General features: G+C 53.3%; 26 protein-coding genes and 2 pseudogenes. 8 read left to right on the forward strand and 20 right to left on the reverse strand.

The genetic code is table 11. From position 1 onward, the window contains the following. Positions 1–102 precede the first annotated feature (102 nt). On the reverse strand, positions 103–1017 hold the full coding sequence (locus IYV58_RS13550) for an AraC family transcriptional regulator (protein WP_049112095.1): 915 nt from the start codon (positions 1015–1017) through the stop codon (positions 103–105). 209 nt (positions 1018–1226) lie between these two features. On the opposite strand from IYV58_RS13550, the gene IYV58_RS13555 reads away from it, so the two are divergent. Both IYV58_RS13555 and IYV58_RS13560 read left to right on the forward strand, forming a co-directional pair. Continuing rightward, positions 1227–2315, forward strand: coding sequence for an alpha/beta hydrolase (locus IYV58_RS13555; protein WP_162626000.1), 1089 nt, complete (start codon positions 1227–1229; stop codon positions 2313–2315). An 89-nt stretch (positions 2316–2404) separates the two neighbouring features. After that, complete coding sequence (locus IYV58_RS13560; protein WP_004120443.1) at positions 2405–2776, forward strand: DUF2255 family protein; 372 nt, start codon at positions 2405–2407, stop codon at positions 2774–2776. A 51-nt stretch (positions 2777–2827) separates the two neighbouring features. Here IYV58_RS13560 and IYV58_RS13565 read toward each other — a convergent pair whose 3' ends face one another. The 9 genes from IYV58_RS13565 to IYV58_RS13605 form a co-directional block, all read right to left on the reverse strand. Further along, positions 2828–3397: a histidine phosphatase family protein gene (locus tag IYV58_RS13565; protein WP_087829331.1), complete on the reverse strand. Its 570-nt coding sequence runs from the start codon at positions 3395–3397 to the stop codon at positions 2828–2830. Between the two features lie 4 nt (positions 3398–3401). Beyond that, positions 3402–4157, reverse strand: coding sequence for a CbtA family protein (locus IYV58_RS13570; protein WP_142481905.1), 756 nt, complete (start codon positions 4155–4157; stop codon positions 3402–3404). 10 nt (positions 4158–4167) lie between these two features. Continuing rightward, positions 4168–4377, reverse strand: a complete 210-nt coding sequence (locus IYV58_RS13575; protein ID WP_004120437.1) for a CbtB domain-containing protein — start codon at positions 4375–4377, stop codon at positions 4168–4170. Continuing rightward, on the reverse strand, positions 4374–4841 hold the full coding sequence (locus tag IYV58_RS13580; RefSeq protein WP_195729684.1) for a nitrile hydratase accessory protein: 468 nt from the start codon (positions 4839–4841) through the stop codon (positions 4374–4376). Before IYV58_RS13580 ends, IYV58_RS13575 begins: the two co-directional genes overlap by 4 nt. Next, complete coding sequence (gene nthB, locus IYV58_RS13585; RefSeq protein ID WP_142481904.1) at positions 4838–5491, reverse strand: nitrile hydratase subunit beta; 654 nt, start codon at positions 5489–5491, stop codon at positions 4838–4840. Before nthB ends, IYV58_RS13580 begins: the two co-directional genes overlap by 4 nt. Positions 5492–5506: 15 nt before the next feature. Then, positions 5507–6115: a nitrile hydratase subunit alpha gene (gene nthA / locus IYV58_RS13590; protein WP_004120432.1), complete on the reverse strand. Its 609-nt coding sequence runs from the start codon at positions 6113–6115 to the stop codon at positions 5507–5509. A gap of 23 nt (positions 6116–6138) precedes the next feature. Next, positions 6139–7653, reverse strand: coding sequence for an amidase (locus IYV58_RS13595; protein ID WP_195729685.1), 1515 nt, complete (start codon positions 7651–7653; stop codon positions 6139–6141). A 135-nt stretch (positions 7654–7788) separates the two neighbouring features. Next, entirely contained in the window at positions 7789–8271 is a 483-nt protein-coding gene (locus IYV58_RS13600) for a group I truncated hemoglobin (protein WP_049112087.1), read from the reverse strand. 54 nt (positions 8272–8325) lie between these two features. After that, a complete protein-coding gene (locus IYV58_RS13605) occupies positions 8326–9219 on the reverse strand; it encodes a transporter (protein ID WP_123829378.1) in 894 nt (297 codons plus the stop codon). Positions 9220–9386: 167 nt separating this feature from the next. Between IYV58_RS13605 and IYV58_RS28480 the strand changes: the two genes are divergently transcribed. From IYV58_RS28480 to IYV58_RS28330, 3 genes and pseudogenes are all read left to right on the forward strand, one after another. Beyond that, positions 9387–9509, forward strand: coding sequence for a hypothetical protein (locus IYV58_RS28480; RefSeq protein WP_256682062.1), 123 nt, complete (start codon positions 9387–9389; stop codon positions 9507–9509). 111 nt (positions 9510–9620) lie between these two features. Then, positions 9621–10541 (forward strand): AraC family transcriptional regulator, encoded by a 921-nt coding sequence (locus tag IYV58_RS13610; RefSeq protein ID WP_195729686.1) that lies wholly within the window; start codon positions 9621–9623, stop codon positions 10539–10541. Positions 10542–10629: 88 nt separating this feature from the next. Beyond that, positions 10630–11204 (forward strand): annotated as a pseudogene (locus tag IYV58_RS28330) (ISNCY family transposase); the annotation flags it as partial. A gap of 120 nt (positions 11205–11324) precedes the next feature. Here the strand turns inward: IYV58_RS28330 and IYV58_RS13615 are convergent. Continuing rightward, positions 11325–11678 (reverse strand): nuclear transport factor 2 family protein, encoded by a 354-nt coding sequence (locus tag IYV58_RS13615; RefSeq protein WP_004137050.1) that lies wholly within the window; start codon positions 11676–11678, stop codon positions 11325–11327. 76 nt (positions 11679–11754) lie between these two features. Here IYV58_RS13615 and IYV58_RS28525 point away from each other — a divergent pair. Together IYV58_RS28525 and IYV58_RS13620 are read left to right on the forward strand one after the other, a co-directional pair. Further along, positions 11755–11856 (forward strand): annotated as a pseudogene (locus IYV58_RS28525) (amino acid ABC transporter substrate-binding protein); the annotation flags it as partial. 235 nt (positions 11857–12091) lie between these two features. After that, on the forward strand, positions 12092–12679 hold the full coding sequence (locus IYV58_RS13620; protein WP_049112082.1) for a TetR/AcrR family transcriptional regulator: 588 nt from the start codon (positions 12092–12094) through the stop codon (positions 12677–12679). A 26-nt stretch (positions 12680–12705) separates the two neighbouring features. Here the strand turns inward: IYV58_RS13620 and IYV58_RS13625 are convergent, their stop codons facing one another. The 8 genes from IYV58_RS13625 to IYV58_RS13660 all read right to left on the reverse strand — a co-directional run bounded on the left by IYV58_RS13625 (position 12706) and on the right by IYV58_RS13660 (position 20281). Next, positions 12706–13488 (reverse strand): BPL-N domain-containing protein, encoded by a 783-nt coding sequence (locus tag IYV58_RS13625; RefSeq protein WP_049112122.1) that lies wholly within the window; start codon positions 13486–13488, stop codon positions 12706–12708. A gap of 544 nt (positions 13489–14032) precedes the next feature. After that, positions 14033–15055 carry an acyl-CoA--6-aminopenicillanic acid acyl-transferase gene (locus IYV58_RS13630; RefSeq protein WP_049112079.1) on the reverse strand — a complete coding sequence of 341 codons (1023 nt, stop codon included), beginning with the start codon at positions 15053–15055 and terminating at the stop codon, positions 14033–14035. A 19-nt stretch (positions 15056–15074) separates the two neighbouring features. Next, positions 15075–15797 (reverse strand): glutamine ABC transporter ATP-binding protein GlnQ, encoded by a 723-nt coding sequence (gene glnQ / locus IYV58_RS13635; protein ID WP_032742120.1) that lies wholly within the window; start codon positions 15795–15797, stop codon positions 15075–15077. Between the two features lie 2 nt (positions 15798–15799). Then, entirely contained in the window at positions 15800–16456 is a 657-nt protein-coding gene (glnP, locus tag IYV58_RS13640; RefSeq protein ID WP_142446546.1) for a glutamine ABC transporter permease GlnP, read from the reverse strand. Positions 16457–16508: 52 nt separating this feature from the next. Further along, entirely contained in the window at positions 16509–17261 is a 753-nt protein-coding gene (gene glnH / locus IYV58_RS13645; RefSeq protein WP_142468265.1) for a glutamine ABC transporter substrate-binding protein GlnH, read from the reverse strand. Between the two features lie 132 nt (positions 17262–17393). Next, on the reverse strand, positions 17394–17945 hold the full coding sequence (locus IYV58_RS13650; RefSeq protein WP_142468266.1) for a carboxymuconolactone decarboxylase family protein: 552 nt from the start codon (positions 17943–17945) through the stop codon (positions 17394–17396). Further along, positions 17942–19291: an aspartate aminotransferase family protein gene (locus IYV58_RS13655; protein ID WP_195729076.1), complete on the reverse strand. Its 1350-nt coding sequence runs from the start codon at positions 19289–19291 to the stop codon at positions 17942–17944. The genes IYV58_RS13650 and IYV58_RS13655 overlap by 4 nt, the downstream gene beginning before the upstream one ends. Before the next feature lie 132 nt (positions 19292–19423). After that, positions 19424–20281: a MurR/RpiR family transcriptional regulator gene (locus tag IYV58_RS13660; protein WP_004120378.1), complete on the reverse strand. Its 858-nt coding sequence runs from the start codon at positions 20279–20281 to the stop codon at positions 19424–19426. 327 nt (positions 20282–20608) lie between these two features. Between IYV58_RS13660 and IYV58_RS13665 the strand changes: the two genes are divergently transcribed. Continuing rightward, positions 20609–21052, forward strand: a complete 444-nt coding sequence (locus IYV58_RS13665; protein WP_004120375.1) for a helix-turn-helix domain-containing protein — start codon at positions 20609–20611, stop codon at positions 21050–21052. 67 nt (positions 21053–21119) lie between these two features. Here IYV58_RS13665 and IYV58_RS13670 read toward each other — a convergent pair whose 3' ends face one another. Then, positions 21120–22487, reverse strand: a complete 1368-nt coding sequence (locus IYV58_RS13670; RefSeq protein ID WP_087828112.1) for an L-serine ammonia-lyase — start codon at positions 22485–22487, stop codon at positions 21120–21122. Positions 22488–22548 lie beyond the last annotated feature (61 nt).

Consider the following 22548-nt stretch of genomic DNA (forward strand, 5'->3'; position numbering starts at 1 on the left):
CCCGACGAGGGCTGTCTGATTTTGAGTTCAGGTCTTTAGCTTCTCCTACAGCCTTTACGTACAATAGATTTTACCGGGGGAAGCAGAGCAAGGCAGAATTTACTAAAGCTTACCAGCAGACCCTCTCAGCATAGTAATATCCCTCTTAGGTGATTCCCCGAACATCCGCGTATATTCCCGGCTGAAATGAGATAAGCTTTCGTAACCGACAGCATAGGCTGCTGTGGTGACATCGTAATGTTCATTCAGCATCAGTCGCCTGGCTTCATTGAGGCGCAGCCATTTCTGATACCGGAGCGGGCTCATTCCCGCAAGCTGCCTGAAATGTTGGTGGAAAGAGGGCGTGCTCATTTGCACGCGGTTTGCCAGCTCCTCGACACGTAAAGGTGATGCAATATTGGTCTTTAACCAGTCGATAGCTTTACCGATACGGTAGCCATGGCCGTCTACTGCTGCAATCTGTCTGAGATGATCGGACCGATCGCTCATCAAAAGCCTGTAATGTATCTCTCTTTGAATCAGCGGCCCAAGAACAGGAATGGCTTCAGGCTCGTCAAGCAAAGAAAGCAGACGGCAGAAAGGCTCCAGCAATACATCAGTCATGGTCCCTATCCCTACACCCGTTCCCGCGTCTCGTTTTTTGACCGGCGGCAGGCTTCCCTGTGCAATTAATTCCATCAGCACGCGCTGGTCAAGTTTATAGGCGACGCCGACACAGGGCCGGGATGTCGAAGCCTGCAATACTTCCGAACTGGCTGGCAGATCAAGAGACGTGATCAGGAATTTTTCCGCATTATATTCATATGGTTCACCGCCAACCCACATGATCTTCGCGCCATCGGCCACCAGAACGATACTCGGAGGAACCAGGCAGCTCACCGGAGGAGCGGGTTCGTTTCGGCGGAATAATTCCAGTCCTTCTACGGCTGTAGGGAAATCACCGGTGCCGGGCGTGCGCTGAGCAATATCCCGGGAGAGCTCGCCGAGTCGTCTCTCAATCGATTTGTCTGAAATCATTCCATCACGCCCCATATTTGTTAAGTCTGTGCGACGTTGCCAACTTACCCGTTATGAAAAGTGAAATATACGCTTTGGCATCATGTTAATAGGATCAGGCAAATAATACAGAGTATTTTAATAACAGATTTCATTAGCGACATCCAAAATAGACATACCGAAATGAGACGCTGACTACAACCCAATCCGCATCCACTTTGAATGAAGGTATGACTATCATGACGCTAAAAACTTCAACCCGCTTTTTTAATGGCGCACTCCTTGCCGGAACGCTGGCCATGATTTCAACAGAAGCTGCGGTCGCCCAGCCGGCAGCAGGCACAGCTGATTCTTCAGTCCATCTGGTTCAGACGTGGGATAAAACTTTCTCAAGGAGCGACAAAGTGGATCATCAAAAAGTGACTTTTAAAAACCGTTACGGCATTACGCTGGCCGCAGATGTATATCTTCCTGAAGATCGCGGAAACAGGAAGCTTGCTGCGCTTGTTATTTCCGGGCCTTTTGGTGCGGTAAAAGAGCAGGCATCAGGTCTGTATGCTCAGACCTTAGCAGAGCGCGGATTCGTGACGCTGGCATTTGATCCGTCTTATACCGGTGAAAGCAGTGGTGAACCGCGCAATATTGCTTCACCTGATATCAATACCGAAGACTTTATGGCAGCCGTCGATTTTATTGGACTGCAACCTTATGTGGATCGTGAACGTATCGGTGTCATCGGTATCTGCGGCATGGGGGGGATTGCCCTGAACGCTGTTGCCGTGGATAAACGCGTAAAAGCGGTCGTTGCCAGCACCATGTATGATATGAGCCGCGTGATGTCGAAAGGCTACAATGACAGCGTAACGACGGAGCAACGCGAGCAGGCGCTGGAGAAGATGAGTCTTCAGCGCTGGGAGGATGCGGCAAACGGCAAACCTGCATACCAGCCAGACTATAATAAACTGAAGGGCGGTGAAGCACAGTTTCTCGTGGACTATGCGAACTACTACATGACCAAACGCGGATATCATCCACGAGCCGTCAACTCCGGCAATTCATGGTCCGTGACAACGCCGATGGCATTTATGAATTTCCCGCTCATGACCTATATTAAGGAAATTTCTCCGCGCCCGATCTTGTTCATTCATGGCGAAAGAGCGCATTCGCTGTACTTCTCCAAAACGGCTTATGAAGCGGCAAATCAGCCAAAAGAGCTTTTGATTGTAAAAGATGCCACCCATGTTGATTTATATGATCGTATGGACAAGATCCCGTTCGATAACATCACGGCATTTTTTAACAAATACCTTAATAAATAAATCATAACACCGTCCGATATTCTACGAATCAGCGTTATCGTTTTATGTCCTTAATATACGAAATAACGTAGACAAAAGAGGAAAAGCTTATGCTCTGGAACCGCGAGCTCTTAGCAAAAATAGATGCAGCGGACGACCTAAAAATCGCGCCGTACCGTCCCGATATGAATACCACCGGCACGCCAACATGGATTTGGGAAGTGACGGTGGATAACCGACTTTTTGTCCGCGCCTATAGTGGTACCCGTTCAAAATGGTATCAGGCAGCACTAACTCGACGGGCGGGTAAGATAGTGGCTATCGGACAGGAATTCGACGTGCGGTTCGTAAAACCGTCGGACCCGGTTCTTGAAAGTAAAATCGATCGGGCCTACCAGATAAAATATTCCAGCAGTAGCTATGTTTCCGCAATGACGGGAGCTCGCGCCAGAGCGGCCACGGTTGAGATATTACCTTCGTGAATGCCATGCCGCAGAAATGTGACAGACCTCCGTCCGCTGGCTGAACGTGGTCTATTCACCATTGATGTGGCCCTTCAATAAACATAAATTCCAGCGCCGTCCGTCGCTGCGCAACTCGGTGATGCTCAGCGGGTGGATGTCGATGCGTGCAAATGAGTGAAGTGGGGCGCCGAGAACATCGACGATCATGGCGCGGATTATGGCGGCTGGCGCAATGGCGCAGTGCCGACCTTGAATATCGACGTGTTTAGCCAGCCAGCTGCCACAGCGCGCCAGCAGCTGTGCGCGCGACTCTCCGCCCGGCGGAGAGTCGCCCTCAAGCCATGCCCGGAATGCTTCGGCGTCTTGCGTCATCACCTCACGTAATGACCGACCCGCCCAGATGCCGTAGTCGGGTTCGGCCAGTTCCGTTACCAGAGTACCCGGTAAAGAGAGCGCAGCTGCGGTTTGCCGGGCGGCGGTGTCTGGGGAGATCCAGACGCGTTGATAACGGGCAGTACCGCTTTGTAACTGATGGGCCCGTTGCCACTCCCGTGCCTCCAGAGGATCATCACAGGGGAAGTGTGAACCTCTGGAAGCTGCCGTTTCTCCCTGGCAAATTAGCGTTAGCGACGCTCTCATGATGTTAACCGCGCCGGAAGGCCAGTCGCTGTCCGCGTGTCGCCGGCGGGCGTTCGGCTAAGGCGCCGAAAACCACACCGATGACGCTCCAGAGCACAAGATGCGTGCCGAAGGAGCTTATGCGGAAACGCCATAGCAGGTCAGCCGGGAAGTGGTCGGATACTTCGTTCACGGTCGGCATCAAGGCACAAACCACGAGCATCAGCGCCACGGCGAACAGCGTTGCCCACATCATCGCATCTGCTCTGCCGAGGCGCGGCATTAGCTGATGTGATAACCACGCGGCCGCGATGACGATGCCGATGGAAAGTAACATCATGACGAAGTACAGCCCGGTACGATAGCCGATGGTTTCCGGGTTGCCGACTGCGGGCGGATTGGGCGGGTATTTCAGACCTGGCATCAGGCTCATTGCCAGAAAGCCACCCAGCGCCAGGCACAACGCCAGCACACGCGGGTTCGATGGCCCAAAGCGCTGGTAGCTAAAGGCCCACGCCAGCGCCAGACCGCCGCCCAGCGCGGCGCCAAACAGCGCCATGCCGGTCATCAGGCCGATCCCGGACTGGGTCTGTCGGCTAAACACCTCTTCTTCTTCGCTGTCTGCTGACGCGCCGTGTTGGTGAGCATGAGCTGACATGCTTTTTTCCAGCCCAATCGCGCGGTCGACCTGCGGCTCGCCGAAATGGTGCGCAAAAGCAAACGCCACCAGTCCCGCCAGAATGCCGGCCATCATCCCTTTAAATAACAGTTTCCCAATCATTTCCGCCTCCTCAGTGGCAGGGAAAACCCAGCAGATGACGTGCGTCGTGGAAGAATTCATGCACCTGAGTGCCGGAAAACATCGACGTCGCGCCTTGTTCCGCGCCAACAAAATAGATTGCCAGCAGCGCCAGCAGGGCGGTGAACAGCGCCCAGGGCAGCAGTTTCGCAACAGGAATTGGGGCGGCCGGGATGTGGGTGTTAAGGGTGATATCACTCATGGTGTAACTCCATTATCGATTTTACTGTTGGAAACGAGAGCCGGACTCACCGTGACCGGCACGCCCAGCGAAAGGTGATGATGGCTATGTGCTGGCGGGCAACTGGCGTTCGCCAGTACAATCGGCTGACCGTGGGGCGTGTTGAGATACGCCTGACGCCACTCCTGCGTCCGTCGGCTGATATCATCCGGCAAAGCCAGGTTGAGTGCAGTCACCATGTTTTCCATCGCCGCCGTCCACTGACGATAGTAGGCATCATTCACGCTTTCACCCGGTTGCGCCGGCGCCGCTTTGATCTCTTTACTGAATGTCTGTACCCATTCTGCCCACGGGAACAGCCCGGCCCGGTGGAGATGGACTATCAGGGAGAATGCTTTTGCCTGCCATGGCTTATCGAACACCGGCCCTTCCTCATCGCGCGGTAACCCGATGGCGGCGTAATCGTGTTGAGTCGCAGTATTCATACTTCCTCCAGATAATCATCCCACAGATCGATGAACACCTTGTCCGGACGCGGCTCGCCCCACAGTTCCTGTGCGGTGAAACTGACGCTGTAGACATGCTGGGGATGTTCACCCAGGCCGTGCGCGGCAGTATCTGGCGTGATAAACACACCGTGAGCGATCTCTATGCGACCGACTTTATCGCGTGCGTAGCGTGGCAGACGGGTATGTGTGGTCGGATTGAAATTTTTCGTTCGTACCCGATCGCCCACCCGGAAGCGGGGCGTAACATCATGACTGACGCGAGCAGACCCGCCGGTGCTGACGACCATCGATACCATATCCTGCGTCAGCACAGGCGTGCCAGGCCTACAGGGGGTAGGCTTCGCGCCTCCCCACAACTCTTCAACGGTGATCACCCCCTTTGACAGCAGCAGCGTTTCGAATGCATGCAGCCAGTGCTCGTAGTAGCTCGACTGCAGATATTCTGTCGGCGCCATACCTTCGATAGCGTGGCGGAATTCATCGACGTTAAAGTGTCCGCCGACGAACAACGAGGCAAACAGAGGAAATACCCTGCGTTCCCACTCATGATGGAAATAGGGCTCGTTTTCCTCAGTAGGGATCGGGCCAAGGCCGTGCATTCCCCCCAAATCATGTATCCCGTTCATGGTTTTCTCCTTTCGTTATGGTGCGCTAACCACACCGGTGCCAATCATCGAATCGCGGGTGACCAGCTCGATTAACTGCGTTTCGCTCCAGCCGTCGGTCCCCGCCGGACGTTCTGGCAGGACCAGATAGCGCAGCTCGGCGCTGCTGTCCCAGACGCGGATCTCTTTGCTTTCTGGAATGTGTAACCCGAACTCGGCGAGAACGCCGCGCGGGTCGATGACGATACGTGAACGATAGGGCGCTGATTTGTACCACACAGGCGGCAGCCCCAGAACCGGCCAGGGGTAGCAGGAACACAGCGTACAAACGGTGACGTTGTGCACGTCCGGCGTGTTCTCCACGACCAGCATGTCTTCGCCCTGTATTCCGGAGAAGCCAAGTTCAGCAATGGCGGCGGTGGCGTTTTCCATCAGACGACGTTTGTATTCCGGGTCACTCCACGCTCTGGCGACAACCTGTGCGCCGTTTCGGGGGCCGACTTTGTGCTCGTAGGTGTCAATCAACTCATCCAGCGCAGCCGGGTCGATCAGGCCTTTTTCCTGTAACAAGGATTCCAGTGCGCGGACACGTAGCTCGATGTCTACAGGTGGTTGGGTATGGTCGTGGTCGTGTTTATGGCTCATTTTATGCTTCCCGAGAGTTAAGGTTAAAAATTCCGCCAGTCACCGCAGGCCTCGAAAGCGGCGGCGGCCTGATAGATAGTGTTTTCAGCGTAATGACGTCCTACCAGCATCATGCCCACCGGGAGTCCGTCGACCATGCCACAGGGAATAGACATCGCCGGGTGACCGGTGATGTCCTGCGGGGCGGTGTTACCGATCATTTCGAAAGCGCGCGAAATATATTCGGTGATTGAGCAGTCTGGGTCTGGCATCGGCTGAGCGAGGATAGGTACTGTAGGCATCACCAGCAGATCGAAATCGCTCAGCGCGCGGTCGTAGCCGGCACGGGCCCGACGCGCGATATTCTGCGCCCTTGCGTAGTAGCGACCGTTATAGCGTTCCAGCCCATACTGGCCGACGAACATGCAGACTTTGAGCGATGGGGAGAGGGCATTCGCGCAGTCGCGCCATTGCGCGTGTTTGTCCAGCAGGCCGACGTCGTACTGGCCTTCCCAGTTAAAGCCCATGCCGTTGCCGTGCATCATCTGGGCGGTCAGACCTTCGCAGCCGATAGGCGACCAAAGCGCGCCCGCCAGATTGTGTTCCGGCACGGAAATTTCGCTAACGATGGCCCCAAGCGCTTGCAGGCGGGCGATAGCGGCTCGTACCTTCGCTTCTACCTGCGGGTCCATATTCGGCAACTGGAATCCCTCGGTCAGAATGCCGATTTTCAGGCCGTGCGCACCTTTGCTGAGGGAGGCGGTATAAGTCTCTACAACCGGCGCGTACTGACGCGGATCAAGCCCATCACTCCCGGCGATGGTTTCCAGCATTAGCGCGTTGTCGCGCACGTTGGCAGTGATGGGACCGGCGTGGTCGATGGTCGCCTCAATCGGCATGATGCCCGTATAAGGCACCAGACCGTGGGTCGGTTTCATGCCGTAGGTACCACAGAAGGCGGAAGGGATACGTATGGAACCACCCTGATCGCAGCCTATCGCCATGTCCACTTCGCCAATCGCTACCAGTACGGCGCTGCCTGAGGACGAACCGCCGGAGCAATAGCCATGACGATGGGGATTGTGTACCGGGGCCGGGTCGGAAGTGTGGCTGCCGCCGGAGAGGCAGAAGTGCTCGCAGGTGGCTTTGCCGAGAATAGTCGCCCCGGCATCCAGCAGGCGGGTGGCCACGGTTGCGTCGTAGGATGGGACGAAACCTTCGAGGGTGGAGGTTCCGTTCATCATCGGTACGCCGGCCAGCGAGACATTGTCTTTAAGGGCGATGGTCCGCCCGGCCAGCGCCCCAGTCGCCGCACCTTTTACCTCGGTTTTGTAATACCAGGCGTTGAGCGGATTGTCCTCGCCAGTGGGACGGTATCCGGCGGCGCGTGGATAGCGGACCTCCGGGATGTCGTCAGGAAGAGAGTCGACCAGATCGTAGGCGTCGAAGTTAGCCTGCATCAGCGCGAGATATTCTTCAGCCTGCGCCGGCGTCAGGTTGATATGCAGCCGACTGGCAAGCTCTTGCAGTTCTTCGGCAGTGGGACGTTGAATAGCCATGTTTTTTCCTTTTTCCTGTGTTTGCTCATGCATCAGTCTTGAACATAAGCCCGGAATGCCATCCAGACTTGGTTATCCGGGTCAGTCGTTTGGCTGAAATGGACACCCACCCAGCCAGTGGGTGTCCGTAAGGTGTTAAGACGGCTTATCGGCTTTAGGCCAGTGGATACCGACACTTTTCATGCCCTTGGTCACGTCCATGTCAGGGTGTGAGAGCACTACATCGCGGTACGAAGGACTGCCGATAACGGCGGGCTTGAACTGGGTCAGGAAGGCAGTGACCTCTTCACGAATATCCTGCGGCACGTTGAAGTTTTCATAACACTCATCGATAGATTCGAACACGGCTTTCCAGTGCACCTCGGTCAGCCCCATGCCGCGGTGCGCGGTCACCATATCTCGTCCCCGATAGACGGTGTTGCCACCCCAGTGCTTGCACAAGAAATCAACGAAGTTGATATGTTCTTTCTGGAATGAAGACTCGGACACGTGCGCCCAGATATGGCCGATGTCGGGATGCTTCATACAGGTCTTCAACACTTCGCCTGCGAAGGCGTAGACGGCGTCATACCCGCCGAGACGTTCATACAGGGACGGCTTTTGCTGCTGTTCGTTCATGGTGGATTTCTCCGTAACATGTGAGTGGAAGGGGATGTTGCGGTCTCTGTTCAATCAGAACAGTTTCATCACGCGCAGGGTGGTGTGGAGATCTTCCTTAAAACCGCCATCAACGTTGATATCGCGTTGGAGCAAGCCCTGCACTTGCACCGTAGGGGTGATGAATTTCGACAATTCCAGCCTTACCTGATCCGAACGCGTCGCTTGTCCGTTCTCGACGCCGTCAATCTGCTGTTTACCGCCCCACGATTTGGCGTAACCGGCAGAGACGGTCCAGGTGTTGTCTGCGGGCGGCGTCCAGCTTATCCAGCCCTGAAATTGATAGGTGTTGTCTTGTTTGAGGCGGCCGGTGCCGATGCCCGTGGCATCGTCGTTGTCGCCATACCACAGCGCATCAGCAGACAGCTGGGTGGCGAAACCGTTACCAAGCTGCTGCACGCCGCCAAGCTGCAGGTCGAACTTCCAGCGGTTCTCACCGACGTTGAGCGTACGCCCGGCATCGTAGGAACCGGCAGGGACGTACAGGTAGGGCACGAGGGCGAAGGTGGTGCCGGGGTTGTTCACCAGCCAGACAGGGGCGGTCAAAATAGGGTCGCCCAGGCCGCTGGCGGAATCGAGGCGGGCGCCGCCCAGGGAGCCGTTATAAAGACGTCCGTAGGGCATCAGCACCTGCGGCGCGACGGTGAAGCCAGCCACATCCATATAGTGGACGTAACGAAAGATGCTGACGAAGGAATCCAGCCCGGTGCCTTGCTTAATTTCGTCGCCGCCTGTGGGGGTAAAGCTGTCTCGCGTGGCGTAGGTGAAATACGCCAGAATGGCATCGGTACCGGCAGGCGCCGGAATGAGATCCTGTGAGTTGAGATCGACCGCATGGGCCGGGCTCGTCGCCAGCCAGAGCGTGCAGGCGACCAGGCTGATGCGAGATGTGGTGCCACTAACAGTCATAACGTTACCCTCATGTCTGATATCTCTTGTTTATTTCCCGGTACCAACGTGGCCGGACGACATTACGGTTACTGATATTAGGGAGAAATTTGCGGCGTACTTGTTTCATAAGGACAGTCGTTTGGCTGGCAGGGACAACGGGCGGGCAGGGTGAAAAGGTTCATAGCGTGATGCTCCGTCGTAGCGCAGATGTGCACGCCTGGAGTGCGATTATCGCTATTTCGACGCCATTCGCGACGTGGGACGCCAGGCGCGTCGACGCATTTTCCGCCATATTTCCGCAGCCTTAGCGCAGATGCTCGTGATAGACGGAGGCGAAATCTGTGTGCTGGCACGATAGTTGCTGCCCGTCACACCGTGTCTGTTGTTTATGCGGGAATCAAGGCGCGAGGTGAGTAATAATGAATAGCATCATGCAATCTGCGGGCAGCTCCCACTATTCGACCGTTGGCGTTGCCGAGTCGCGCCGCTTCGAGTACTGGAACGATGTGGTGTTGCGTCACTGCATCCCGGCCGCCAGTGTGCCCATGGCTGGGGTCGACTTTGATGCCCGGCTTGCGGTACGCGGTGTGGGTATGGTGGATATCTGTTCGTTGTCTGCGCCGTTGCACCGCTGGGAACGCACCGCGCGTTATCTGAGACAGGGCCCAGACGACGATCTGTGGCTGGGCTATATGCAGGGAGGGTACGGCCAGCTTGAACAGGGGGGACGCAGGGCGGCGCTGACGGCGGATAGTCTGGTGCTATACGATGCCGCCCAGACTTTCAGCTTTAGCCTGGGTGGGCGCGATAACCATCTGGTACGGGTCCCGCGGCATCTGTTGAGCGGTCGTTTGCCGAGAATTGAAAACCTCACCGCGATGGTACTGGACGACGGTCGCCCCGGCGTGATCCCACTGCGCGAAATGCTGCGTCAGGCAACAGCGATGCCAGACTGCCTGGTCAATCCAGATATTTCTGGTCGTTTCTCCCAGACAATGCTGGATCTGCTGGTGCTGAGTCTGGAATTGCAGGATCTGGATAACGTTAGCGCTGAGCGCGATCTCTACGCCCGGATGATGATTTACATTCGGCGGCAACTTGTCGATCCAGATTTGAACATTGAGAGCCTGGCGCAGGCGCACCACGTTTCCGTTCGCACCGTCACGCGGGCTTTCGCCCGTCACAAAAAAACGCCGATGGCCGTAATTTGGCAGGAGAGGTTGCGAGCGAGCCGGGAGGCCCTCGAACGCGGACGAGTCAGTAGCGTTTCCCAGGCAGCGCTGGATTTTGGCTTCTCCGATTTCTCTCTGCGGCAACTCGGCCTTTCGAATGGAATTTAACATAATATACATTATGCGCACCAATATAGAAGCCGCAAGATTATGCGGTTTTGATCAGAACTCAGTTAACCATCCTGGGATTCTGCTCATGGCCCATTCAGCGCAGTTTTTTACTTTGGATGAAGTTAACCCCATTCAAGATGTTGTCGACCGGCACCTAACAACGCAGATGGCCGCGCAGCGCCTGGGTATCTCCGCTCGTCAGTGCCGACGTCTTCTCGCGTTACCGTGAATCTGGCCCGCCTGGTAAACCGCCGTCGAGTAAAACCCAGCAATAACCAGCGGCCTGATGGCCTTGCACAGTACGCGCTCAATATTATCCGAGAACGCTATACCGACTTTGGCCAATGCTGGCGTGTGAAAAGCTTGCAGAACTGCACGATGTCCACCTGTACAAAGAAACTGTCCGGTCGCTTATGGTTAAAGCCGGTCTCTGGATCCCCCGCAAACAACGTGCGCCGAAAATTCAGCAATCGTCTTGCCTGTTGTGGTGAGTTGATCCAGATTGATGGCTGCGACCATCACTGGTTCGAGAACCGTGCACCCGACTGTACCGCACTGGTCTACGTCGACGACGCGACGAGCCACCTGATGCAGCTTCGATTTGTAAAATCGGAATCGACATTCACCTATTTTGAGGCCATCCGGGGTTACCTGGAAAAGCAGGATCACATTATACGATGGCGTAAAGATTCCACAGATTGGTTAAGGGAAGTTATTATGCTTCCCTTAATGCATACTTCAAGCAATTTGCAAACTACTCATAAAAAGTATATATGAATTTTATTCAATAGGTAAATTGTGCAGTTTTAAGAAAGATAGCTTATCCCAATAGCCTCTTTGAAATATAATTTTATTATTTACTATTTGAAAAAAACCGCAACCTCTTAAACCTGATGGGGCACGCCACTCTAAAATTGCCCATTGTCCATCTTCGAAAATGTTTTCAACGATACAAACCATTTCTGGAATAGAAAAGTCTTGTTCAAACATTTTCTTTATAGCCTCTTTCCCAATAACTGGCTCATTGGCTACCTGATGGTTTATTGCATTATCATCATATAATTCTGAAATAATTTCTACATCTGCATTATTAAATGCGTCAACCCATTGGCAAAGTATTTCTTTTGGCGTCATATAAATCACCTCCAGACCTGTAACTAATTCTTTTCCATAGCATAACATCAAAATCCTATCAAGCTCAAAATTTATTGGCACGCACGATGCCATGTTCCTCGACTACGAAGCGGCCAAAGATTATGCGACCCGCTTCAGGCTGGTCACGTCGGCGAATATCCCTTCTTTCGACGCGCCATTGACCATGCTGGCTTCCCTGCTCTACCTACGAACGCCTCTCGGAAATCGTTCAGGGAACAATCGCAGATGTAAGAAACCGCCACGCCATGATGGTAACGTTCACCGTCCTGTGTAAAACCCAGTCATTGCCTCTGGTCATGACTGTGTAGTAAATTTGGCTGTTGATTAGGTGCAGAGCAATGATAGAGCGTTTTCTGCGACACGATAATTTTACGCACTATGAAGGTTAAATTTTGAAAGCAACAAATTTTTCGGAACTAATAAAGATAGCCGCTCTGCAGCTTTTTAGAGAAAAAGGATTCAACAATGTCTCCACCCGCGATCTTACACAAAAGCTTAATATTTCAAGGAGCCACATCTATCATTATTATAGTAACTGGGAAACATTAAAAAAATCGGCCATAAAATATATGTTTGATAATGACATCGAGGAATGTCATGCAACGTTTAATGCCTCGGAAAGTATGAGCCCAACTGACAGGGTCAGGCTGTATATCAAAACGCTGTTACCTGATGCGCCATCAGCGCACTGGCTGCTCTACCTTGAACTCTGGCCGATGGCCGCGCGCGACGATGATTATGCTAATTTGGTCCATAATCAATCACTCCAATGGATCAATATACTCGAAGAAATCATCGACTCCGGAATTAATGAGGGCGAGTTTTCCTCGATAAACGCTTCGGTATCCGCCAGACAAATAAATGCATTAATAGATGGATACTCGAGTATGCTGATCCTCGATTATTCAAAAGAAAAAAGAACCGCTTTTCTTAATGAAATATATGAGATTTCTTTTAAAATCCTTGGCAAACCCTTCTGAAACGCATGAAAAACCCGCAGTAGAAATTAGCGCTTGTTTATGCCCAGATAGCTTAAAATGCGTTTCATTTTACTTTCCGCGGTGGTGTTACCCGCAACTCGGGCATCTATCCATGTCTCATCGGCTTCAGGGTGAGGGCCTGATAATATCACATGCCCTTCCCCATATTTATATCTGGCGATAGCGACATCCCCATTGTCGTAATAAGCTATCGCCTGGAACCCAGCGTTTGAGGTTGTGTTATTCAGATAGGGGCCATCCTGATAGTAAAAAGGTTCCTGTTTATTATTCCATTTCACTTGCAAGGTGTAATCCCCCTCATCATAGGCGCGTGAACCAGGTCTTCCCACTTCTGACTCAAGGGGAGCATCAATGAGCCCAATCCAGTCTTTATCGGCAAGATACGCCCCCATGCAAATGCCAATAAAATCTTTGCCGCTTTTCACAAATTGACGGATAGCCTCAGCGCCATCATCACCAATGACGTCATAAGAACCGGGTATATCCTGACCGCCGCCGGGTTGAATGTAGATATCGAATTTTTTAAGCGTTTGCTCATTCACTTTCAGCGTTTCTTTTTCACCCACATAAGCGATATTCAGGGGCAGGCCAGTACCGACGAGCGATTTCACCACCATTTCTGAACACCCCGCGCACCCGGCGTCTCCCCTATAAACAGCGATACGATAAGTTTTTGATGGTGAGGCATTTGCTGAGGTTGGTGTAGAAAAAATAGAGAAAGTAAAAGCCAGAGCAAGGGTAATCATATTTGCTCTCATCAACTGAGTGTCCTGGAAAAAAAGTGGCATTACGCTATTCCCCTTGTCATAGAGTGTTTTGTAAATCATTAAGAACCATTTTTACCATTCTAAATGCATGACATAAAATTAGAGCGGTCGCTCAAATTTAACTTTGGCGTTGATTTTGTCAAGCGTTTTTAAGCGCAGCAAAAAAAAGTTAATACGTAAAAAAGTGTAACTCTGACAAAGTTGTATAAATTTTTTAGAGAGATGCAGGCGACATACGAAAGGATAAAAAAGCAGAAACAGCAGTAACCTTGAAATAATCAACTAAGGTATAAGGGCTAATTAACAGGCGCTGTCCTGTAAGCCATACTTAACTGAACAAGACATTTTGTTTTTCGTGTATGTCCGCGAGAGTATGCATCGGCGCGCACGAGGCAGATGAGAAACGGCGATGGCCCGAATCGTATAGAGACGCAAACCTGAATATTCCGGACACCGCGCTTCAGGACATCGCTCAAGACGCCGATAGCGGGCAGTATCCGGACTGTACTATTGAACGCCGGGGCAACGGTACTACCCTGCCCTTTATGACTGACGACCGGCTATCTCACCCACGCACTTCTCCCTGAAATTTAGCATCGTCGCGGTTAATGTCGAAAATTTGCCACCTGACGTGGTTGGCATTGAGGGTGAAAACTGCCGTGGCGAGGGTGTTCTCCTCATCCGGATCGTCGGCAGCCAGCCGATAAATTGGCAGTTCGGCGTCATGGGTATCTGAGAGAATGGTTTTTGCCGCCGCGGCGTCAAACGGAGGTTGCGTTTCCCGCCACTGCATAAGGCGTAACTGCCGCGACGCTGAACTGGCGGTAACGATCTGCTCAACGCCAGCCAGTGCCGCATGCACCAGATGGTTGGCATGCCCCGTTACCGTCGTCAGGGGTAGAACGGAACAGCCTTGACCGGTGGCCTCAACGCTGAACAGCCGCGCATCGCCCAGTTGCCCGAGCGTATGGTGAAACGCCCCGGATCGCGGCTGGCCGGTAAGTATAGTGATTGCCTCGTCGAGGGTGTTCGCATTCAGCGAGGCGCGAGCCAGGATCTGACGCGGTAATCCCTGCGGACGATGCACTGCACGGATGTTATTCACCGTGTTAACGATACCTTTTTCATTCACCGCAAAGGTGTGGCCGCAAATCGACCCCGGATAGGCAAAACTCGTAAAGCTCAGACCGCGACTCGGGGTAATGGTAGCCAGCAAGCATTCATCCCGTAACTGAGGAAAACCGTCTTCATTGTGCGCGATAATCCGCTCGCCTGCGGCGTTTACCCCGGCCACCGTCGTACAGCCATCCGACGTTGAGCGCACCAGATCGCCACGGCAGTTCCAGGCAAAGACCTGATCAACAGTGGACTCCAGCCCCTGCGCCAACCCCTGCAGCTCCTGCCAGATGTGCGGATAATGCCGCTGCACCTCGGCGCGCATTAACCGGGTCTCAGGGGATGCCTGCAGAGTCATCACCGTTTGCCACAATGACGTGAGCCTCAGTTTCTGATGCCATGCTTCACGGCCAAGCTCGCCAAGGCGCAGGCCAATCTCAAACGGGGAACCACTGATGTCGATTTTCTTCATGTAATGGATTCACTTATGTTCATGAAACGTGCTGTAAAAATTCTCTCAGGCGCGGATTGCTACTGGCATTCAGCAGGATATCAGGTGGGCCATCTTCAGCAATGGTTCCACCATCGATAAAAATCAATCGAGAGGCCACATCGCGTGCAAAGCCAATCTCGTGCGTCACTATAATCATGGTCATCCCTTCATCCGCCAGTGAACGCATCACTTTTAATACTTCGTGGCGCAACTCCGGATCGAGCGCAGAGGTTGGCTCATCAAACAGCATCATTTTCGGTTTCACCGCCAGCGCGCGAGCGATAGCCACGCGCTGCTGCTGGCCGCCTGAAAGCTCTGATGGATAGTGCTCGGCTCGTTCGCGTAGGCCGACACGTTCCAGCAGCGCCAGCGCCTGTTCGCGGGCTGCCGCTTGACTCATTCTGCGTACGCGGATAGGTCCAAACATCACATTTTCCAGCGCCGTAAGATGCGGAAACAGATGAAATTGCTGGAATACCATCCCCGCTTCGCGGCGGATTTCGCACTCGTTGACGTGAGGATCGGTCAGGTGCATCCCGGCAACCAGCAAGGTGCCGGAGGAGATCGCTTCCAACTTGTTGATACAACGCAGCAGCGTCGATTTACCTGAACCTGAAGGACCGATAATCACGACCACTTCACCGGCATCAATTCTCAGATTGATATCGTGCAGCACCTGCGTGGTGCCGAAATGTTTAGCGACCGCGCTAAATTCAACCATGCTCATAAAATATGGATCCTTTTCTCCAGTTGCTTCAGCAGGAAGCTCAGGCACAGGGTGACGGCAAGATAGATCAGGGCTACCGCTGTCCAGACCTCAAGGGCGCGGAAGTTCCCGGCGATGATCTCCTGCCCCTGGCGCGTTAATTCCGCGACGCCGATAACGATGAACAGCGAGGTGTCTTTAATGCTGATAATCCACTGGTTGCCCAACGCCGGGATCATGCGGCGCAGGGCCAGCGGCATAATCACGTGCCATAGCGTTGCGCGCTGCGATAATCCCATTGCCAGACTGGCTTCTTTAAACCCTCTATTGATGGACAAAATTGCACCACGCGTAATTTCCGCAATATACGCGCCGGAGTTAATGATAATGGTGACCATCGCGGCCGTGATGGGGTCGATACGAACGGGCAGAATCATTGGCAAGGCAAAATAGATAAACATCACCTGTACCATAATTGGCGTACCGCGAATCAACTCAACAAAAATTAATGATAACGTTTTCGCGATGCCGCCTCCCAGCGCACGGCAGATTCCTGCCAGCAGACCGATGATAAAGCCGCCCGCCAAACCGACCATAGAGATCAATACTGTCAGCTGCAGCCCCTGTAATAATAGCGGCAGCGATTCCCATATATATTTCGTTTCGAAATTCATAATGCGGTCTATTACTCACGGTTCTGGCCGGAGTTACCCGGCCCGGCTGGTATTATTTAGGTTGTTTGTTAAACCATTTAAAATAAATCTTGTCATAGGTGCCATCCGCGCGTAATGCCTTTAACGCGGCATCGACCTTCGGCGTCAGGCTGCTGTTTTTCTGCAGGGCAAAACCGTATTTCTGCGGCAGAATGCTGTCCGTTTCACCGGTGGATTTTACCTTACCGCCACCTGCTGTTTTCACGTAGTAGAGTACGTTCGGGGAGTCGTGAACGACCGCGTCCAGGTTGCCAGCCTGCAGGTCGAGATAGGCGTTATCAATATTGGGGAATTCGACATAGTTGGCTTTATATTTGGATTTCATAAAACTCGCCGCGGCGGTGCCCTGCTTCAGCCCCACTTTTTTACCGGTCAGATCGCTGAATTTGGTAATGGAATTATCACCGCTCTTCACCGCCATTAAGAGATCCGCATCGTAGTAACCCTCGCTGAAATCAACGACCTGTTTGCGAGTATCGGTAATGGTGATCCCGGCCATTGCCACATCTAAATTACGCGATTGCAGACCAGGAATTAAGCCGCCGAAATCCATAGGGCGTAATTCGTAGCTGACATTCATTTTCTTCGCAATGGCTTGCCATAAATCGATATCAAAACCAACATATTTATTGCCTTGCTTAAATTCAAAGGGAACGAAGGCAGTATCCACACCGACTAATAATTTATCTTGTGCCATGACGGTAAAACTCACCGAACAGGCAACCAGTGCCAGGGTAATCTTTAATTTTTTCAATAATGCAGACATAATAATCCTCAGCGTAATTAAGACAGCAGACAGGAGTTTTCGCGCAATACCCTAAAACTGATATTGGCGTTGAGAATTAAAACAGTATCCCTACATTCGCACGCGATATAAAAATAAAGGCGTGCGAATTATTTATGCGGGAAGAATAAAATCCCTGGTGTCGGGTACTGGCGTCTGCGCGCCGTTCATGATCATTGAAAGAAAGCTGTAATAACCGTTGATGCCAATCAGATCGACAACGCCCTTTTCCCCCCAGAGATCGATTGCCTGTTGCCAGATATCATCACTGACTTTTTTATGCTGATGCAGCTGCTGGCAAAAATGGTAAACCACCCATTCATCAGCCGCCAGCGCCTCTGGTTGACGCTGTTCATTAATTGCCTGCACCGCTTGCTCCGGGATCCCTTTTTCCCTGGCTATTGGCGCATGAATGGCCCATTCAACCGGCTGAGACCAGTGACGTGCGGTCAGCAGGATGGCCAATTCCGACAACCGCTGCCCCAGCGCGCTACGGTAGCGCAGATACTCCCCCATTCGCTGCGCATGGGCCATCAGTTCCGGGCTGCGCAACAACGGTTCAAACGGCGGCAGCAGCGCGCCGCGCGGCCCGTTGATAATCTCCTCCGCAAGCTGGCGTTGTTCATCGCTCCACTGCTGTTCTGTCAGTGCAGGTAAACGATTCATGGCTGACGTCTCATCAGTTTATGCGTCTCTTCGCTGATGACCTTGTGCAGGGTATCCACTACAAAATCGAGTTCGGACCGGCTGACAATAAACGGCGGCGCAATCAGGATATGATCGCCCCGCTGGCCATCAATGGTTCCGCCCATCGGATAGACCAGCAGCCCGTGCGCCATGCACTGCGCTTTAATAGCGGCATGCAGCTTCAGTATCGGATCGAATGCCGTTTTGCGCTCTTTATCGCATACCAGCTCCACGCCGGCGAATAAACCGCGACCGCGCGTATCACCGACATACGGTAATCCGCCCAGCACATCATGCAGCGCCTGCTGCAAATACGCGCCCTGCTGCTGCACCTGCTCGAGCAAACGATCTCGCTCGATAACCTGCTGCACGGCCAGCGCAGCGGCTGCGGCTGTCGGGTGGCAGATGTAGGTGTGACCATGCTGGAACATACCGCTACCGGCTTGCAGCGCGGCGACGATTTGCTCACTGGCCAGCACTGCGCCTATGGGCTGATAACCCCCGCCTAAACCTTTTGCGATGGTCACGATGTCAGGGACAACGCCATCCTGTTCAAAGGCGTGCAACGTGCCGGTACGGCCCATGCCGCACATCACCTCATCGGCGATATACAGAATGCCGTATTTATCACACAACCGACGAACGCCTTGCAGATAACCCGGCGTAGGCGGCATTGCGCCGGTGGTTGCGCCAACCACAGTTTCAGCGATAAAACCGATAATTTTTTGCGGCCCGGCCTCCAGAATTGCCGCTTCGAGTTCGCCAAGTAAGCGCTCGGTGTATTGCTGCTGGCTTTCGCCCGCCTCACGGTCACGGTCACGGTACTCATTACAGGCCGATACGCGCACCACATCCATCAGCAGCGGCGCGAACTGGCGGCGGCGCCACTCGTTACCGCCAACGGCCAGCGCTCCTAGCGTATTGCCATGGTAGCTTTGTTTACGGGCAATAAACAGCGTGCGATCCGGCTGCCCGATCTCAACAAAGTACTGGCGCGCCAGCTTCAGCGCCGTTTCAACCGCTTCCGATCCGCCGGAGACGAAATAGGCATAGTTCAGCGAACCGGGCGCGGTGCGGACAAGCTGCTCAGCCAGTTGTTCCACCGTATCGGTGGTGAAAAAACTGGTGTGGGCATAGGCCAACCGATCGATCTGCCGATGCATCGCCGCCAGCACATCCGGGTGGGCGTGCCCCAGACAAGAAACCGCCGCCCCGCCGCAGGCGTCCAGATAGCGATGACCACTGGCATCCGTGATGTAAGCGCCCTGGGCACTGACTGCCACTGCCGGGGTAGTACGGAGGCTGCGGTGAATGATATGACTCATGCTTTTACCCTGCTTTAGAAATCGCTTTCGCGTAAATTGAAAGCATCTTGCAGGATCCATTTGAATCTCGTCAATTCGATAATGATTCAAATGTATTTAATTTTCTTATGATAAAAGCAAATGAATCATTTATCAGGGTTTATCGGGCATCACATACGCCCCGGAGCGTTGCAGATAACGTTCTGCGCTCTCAATCTTATTCACCGCCTCCCGACCGTGGCGGGCAACCAGCATCGCCAGCAAACACTCGGCAACGCCCATACCGGAAACTATCGAAGGGAAAAAAGACGGGCTGCTGAGGGAGAAAAGCAACGTGCAGTCCGCCGTTTGCGCCAGCGGCGAAACCGGTGAGTCGGTGATGGCGATAATCCGCGCCCCGGCCTGTCTGGCTGCATTGAGAACGTCGAGAGATTCACGGGAATAGGGAGAAAAGCTGGTCAATAGCAGACAGTCTTCCGCGTTGATCTCACGGGTGAATACTTCGATATTACTGGCCAATCCGTCAATCAGCGACACCTGGCGATTGAACAATCGGTAGACATAAAACAACGACCAGGCAATAGGAAAGCTGGCGCGGAAGCCGCAAATATAGACCTGCTTCGCTTCATCCAGCAACGTAATCGCTTGCTGCATAGCGTGTTGATTCTCTGCCTGAGTGAATGCCAGATTGGCCTGATGCGCGAGGAAAACCTCTTCGTACAGCTCGGGCTGCGTTCCTTTAGCGATCAATTTTTCAGCCTTAGATACATATGTATCATTTCCTAAGCCGAGATCGTCGATAAATGCGCTTTTCAGTTCCCGCCAACCGTTATAGCCCAGACGCTGCGCCAGGCGTAGTAGCGTGGCAGGCTTAACGCCGGCTTCCGCGGCGAAGGCACGCATTGATTGCACCACCAGTTGGTTGGCATTTTGCAGGGAAAATTCCGCCGCGCGCTGGAGTTCGGGCGACAGCAGGCTGAATTGGCTCACAATGTTTTCACGAAGATTCATGGCGTATCGTTATCATCCGTAAGAGTGGCTGCGGCGAAACCTGGCCGCAGAAAGGGATATATATAACCGCAATTCGCCGTAATTGCATTATGGCAGAGAGAGGCGCATCCCTGCGCCACGGTGTATCGCCCCAGGCGATTGATCCGAAGTCCCTTTATTCGGCGCCTGAATCCACTGGATTCGCGGGAACGAGCGTATATCCAACTCGTTGATGGCATTAGTAAAAAACATTGTCGTCGCTATCGCAAAAGAGAAATTATTCGCTTTATTTATAAATTGGCTTGCGGAATAATTAGTCAGGTTTTATTACGCAGTAGAGGAATTAAGATGCGTTTCAGTACCATGCCCGACAGTGAAATTATTTCTGAACTGTGCCGAAGAATTAAAGAAACGCGTATACAGCTGGGGCTATCACAGATTGAGCTTGCCGAACGCGCCCAGGTCGGCGCGGCAACCATTAAACGCGTTGAACTAGGTGAGTCCGTCACTCTCAGTACGCTGATTGGTATTTTGCGCGGCCTCGACCGACTACATCAACTGGAGTCAATTTTATTCGATTCACATATGCGCACCTTTAAAGCGCAAATTAATTCCGGGGCCCCTTCCCGTATCCGCATTCGGAAAAAAACGCATCAGCCAAAAGAGAAACAGGCCGCCGCGGCGCAGACCAGCGAGTCAAACGCCACCATTAACGAATGGTACACCTCATCGGCTTCTAACAGCGTGGTATGGTCTTTTCAGCCGCCTGACGGAGAGAAAAAAAAGCCCTAAACTGTAGGGCCTGCACCACCGGGGAAAGAAAAAACGCCTGTCGTTAAACAGGCGTTTTTTATGGGACTCAGGATTCACACACCGCGACTTTAATCGCCAGACCGCCTCGGGCGGTTTCACGGTATTTGGCGTTCATGTCTTTGCCCGTCTCAAACATCGTTTCGATGACTTTATCCAGTGAGACTTTCGGATCGCTGGTACGGTACATCGCCATACTGGCCGAGTTAATCGCCTTCACCGCCGCAATCGCGTTACGCTCAATGCAGGGTACCTGGACCTGGCCGGCCACCGGATCGCAGGTCAGGCCAAGGTTATGCTCCATACCGATCTCCGCGGCGATGCACACCTTCTCCGGACTTCCCCCCAACAGCTCGGCCAGTCCGGCGGACGCCATCGAGCAGGCCACGCCCACTTCGCCCTGGCAACCGACCTCAGCCCCGGAAATGGAGGCGTTCATCTTATAAAGAATGCCGATCGCGCCCGCCGTCAGGAAATAGCGCATAGAGATTTCCGGCGTCACCTCTTTGATAAACCGATCGTAATAGGCCAGCACCGCCGGGACAATGCCGCAGGCGCCGTTGGTCGGCGCGGTCACGACTCGCCCACCCGCCGCGTTCTCTTCTCCGACCGCCATGGCGAACATATTGACCCAATCCATCGCGCTCAGCGGCGTAATCGACTGGCTCTGCGGCGCCAGCACACGGTGCAGCGCAGAAGCTCGGCGCGGCACCTTCAGCGGCCCCGGTAAAATACCTTCCGTATTCATCCCCCGATTAATGGCGTTTCTCATGGTCTCCCATATTTTTGCCATATTTTGCTCAACGCTCTCCCTGCCGTGGCGGGCGATCTCGTTTTTCATCATCACCGCGGAAATCGACAGGCAGTTGTCCTGGCAGTGCGCCAGCAGGTTGCGAGCGGAATAGAACGGGAACGGAATATCGACATCCGCGCCCTGACTCTTGCCAAAGTTTTCCTCGGTCACGATAAAACCGCCGCCGATGGAATAATAAGTCTGGAAATGGGCGATTTTGCCGTCGCAAAACGCGGTAATGCTCATGCCATTTTCATGCAGCGGCAGAAATTCATTGTGAAAACGCATGCATTCCGCCACCGGAAACTCAATTTCGCGCTGGCCTTCTTCAATAAACAGACGATGCATGGCGTTGACATCGCGAATAATGCCGGGAATGGCGTCGATATCCACGGTATCCGGTAAATACCCGGACAATCCAAGAATAATGGCGATATCGGTATGGTGGCCTTTACCCGTTAATGAAAGAGAACCATACACGTCCACCACCAGACGGGTGACTTTATGCAGCAGGCCTTTTTCCTGCAGGGTATCAACAAAATGTTTTCCTGCTTTCATCGGCCCAACGGTATGGGAACTGGACGGCCCGATGCTGATTTTGAAAATATCGAAAACGCTAATCATGTGGCACCCATGCGGTTACATAGCAAAACGAATACGCCGCCGGTGAGCGGCGGCGCTGAAA

This window comes from Klebsiella sp. BDA134-6, assembly GCF_015601345.1.
Classification (GTDB): domain Bacteria; phylum Pseudomonadota; class Gammaproteobacteria; order Enterobacterales; family Enterobacteriaceae; genus Klebsiella; species Klebsiella grimontii.

Coding starts and splice junctions, on each gene's coding strand:
- IYV58_RS13550 (WP_049112095.1), bottom strand. CDS start 1,017: ATGATTTCAGACAAATCGATTGAGAGACGACTCGGCGAGCTCTCCCGG.
- IYV58_RS13555 (WP_162626000.1), top strand. CDS start 1,227: ATGACTATCATGACGCTAAAAACTTCAACCCGCTTTTTTAATGGCGCA.
- IYV58_RS13560 (WP_004120443.1), top strand. CDS start 2,405: ATGCTCTGGAACCGCGAGCTCTTAGCAAAAATAGATGCAGCGGACGAC.
- IYV58_RS13565 (WP_087829331.1), bottom strand. CDS start 3,397: ATGAGAGCGTCGCTAACGCTAATTTGCCAGGGAGAAACGGCAGCTTCC.
- IYV58_RS13570 (WP_142481905.1), bottom strand. CDS start 4,157: ATGATTGGGAAACTGTTATTTAAAGGGATGATGGCCGGCATTCTGGCG.
- IYV58_RS13575 (WP_004120437.1), bottom strand. CDS start 4,377: ATGAGTGATATCACCCTTAACACCCACATCCCGGCCGCCCCAATTCCT.
- IYV58_RS13580 (WP_195729684.1), bottom strand. CDS start 4,841: ATGAATACTGCGACTCAACACGATTACGCCGCCATCGGGTTACCGCGC.
- nthB (WP_142481904.1), bottom strand. CDS start 5,491: ATGAACGGGATACATGATTTGGGGGGAATGCACGGCCTTGGCCCGATC.
- nthA (WP_004120432.1), bottom strand. CDS start 6,115: ATGAGCCATAAACACGACCACGACCATACCCAACCACCTGTAGACATC.
- IYV58_RS13595 (WP_195729685.1), bottom strand. CDS start 7,653: ATGGCTATTCAACGTCCCACTGCCGAAGAACTGCAAGAGCTTGCCAGT.
- IYV58_RS13600 (WP_049112087.1), bottom strand. CDS start 8,271: ATGAACGAACAGCAGCAAAAGCCGTCCCTGTATGAACGTCTCGGCGGG.
- IYV58_RS13605 (WP_123829378.1), bottom strand. CDS start 9,219: ATGACTGTTAGTGGCACCACATCTCGCATCAGCCTGGTCGCCTGCACG.
- IYV58_RS13610 (WP_195729686.1), top strand. CDS start 9,621: ATGAATAGCATCATGCAATCTGCGGGCAGCTCCCACTATTCGACCGTT.
- IYV58_RS13615 (WP_004137050.1), bottom strand. CDS start 11,678: ATGACGCCAAAAGAAATACTTTGCCAATGGGTTGACGCATTTAATAAT.
- IYV58_RS13625 (WP_049112122.1), bottom strand. CDS start 13,488: ATGCCACTTTTTTTCCAGGACACTCAGTTGATGAGAGCAAATATGATT.
- IYV58_RS13630 (WP_049112079.1), bottom strand. CDS start 15,055: ATGAAGAAAATCGACATCAGTGGTTCCCCGTTTGAGATTGGCCTGCGC.
- glnQ (WP_032742120.1), bottom strand. CDS start 15,797: ATGGTTGAATTTAGCGCGGTCGCTAAACATTTCGGCACCACGCAGGTG.
- glnP (WP_142446546.1), bottom strand. CDS start 16,456: ATGAATTTCGAAACGAAATATATATGGGAATCGCTGCCGCTATTATTA.
- glnH (WP_142468265.1), bottom strand. CDS start 17,261: ATGTCTGCATTATTGAAAAAATTAAAGATTACCCTGGCACTGGTTGCC.
- IYV58_RS13650 (WP_142468266.1), bottom strand. CDS start 17,945: ATGAATCGTTTACCTGCACTGACAGAACAGCAGTGGAGCGATGAACAA.
- IYV58_RS13655 (WP_195729076.1), bottom strand. CDS start 19,291: ATGAGTCATATCATTCACCGCAGCCTCCGTACTACCCCGGCAGTGGCA.
- IYV58_RS13660 (WP_004120378.1), bottom strand. CDS start 20,281: ATGAATCTTCGTGAAAACATTGTGAGCCAATTCAGCCTGCTGTCGCCC.
- IYV58_RS13665 (WP_004120375.1), top strand. CDS start 20,609: ATGCGTTTCAGTACCATGCCCGACAGTGAAATTATTTCTGAACTGTGC.
- IYV58_RS13670 (WP_087828112.1), bottom strand. CDS start 22,487: ATGATTAGCGTTTTCGATATTTTCAAAATCAGCATCGGGCCGTCCAGT.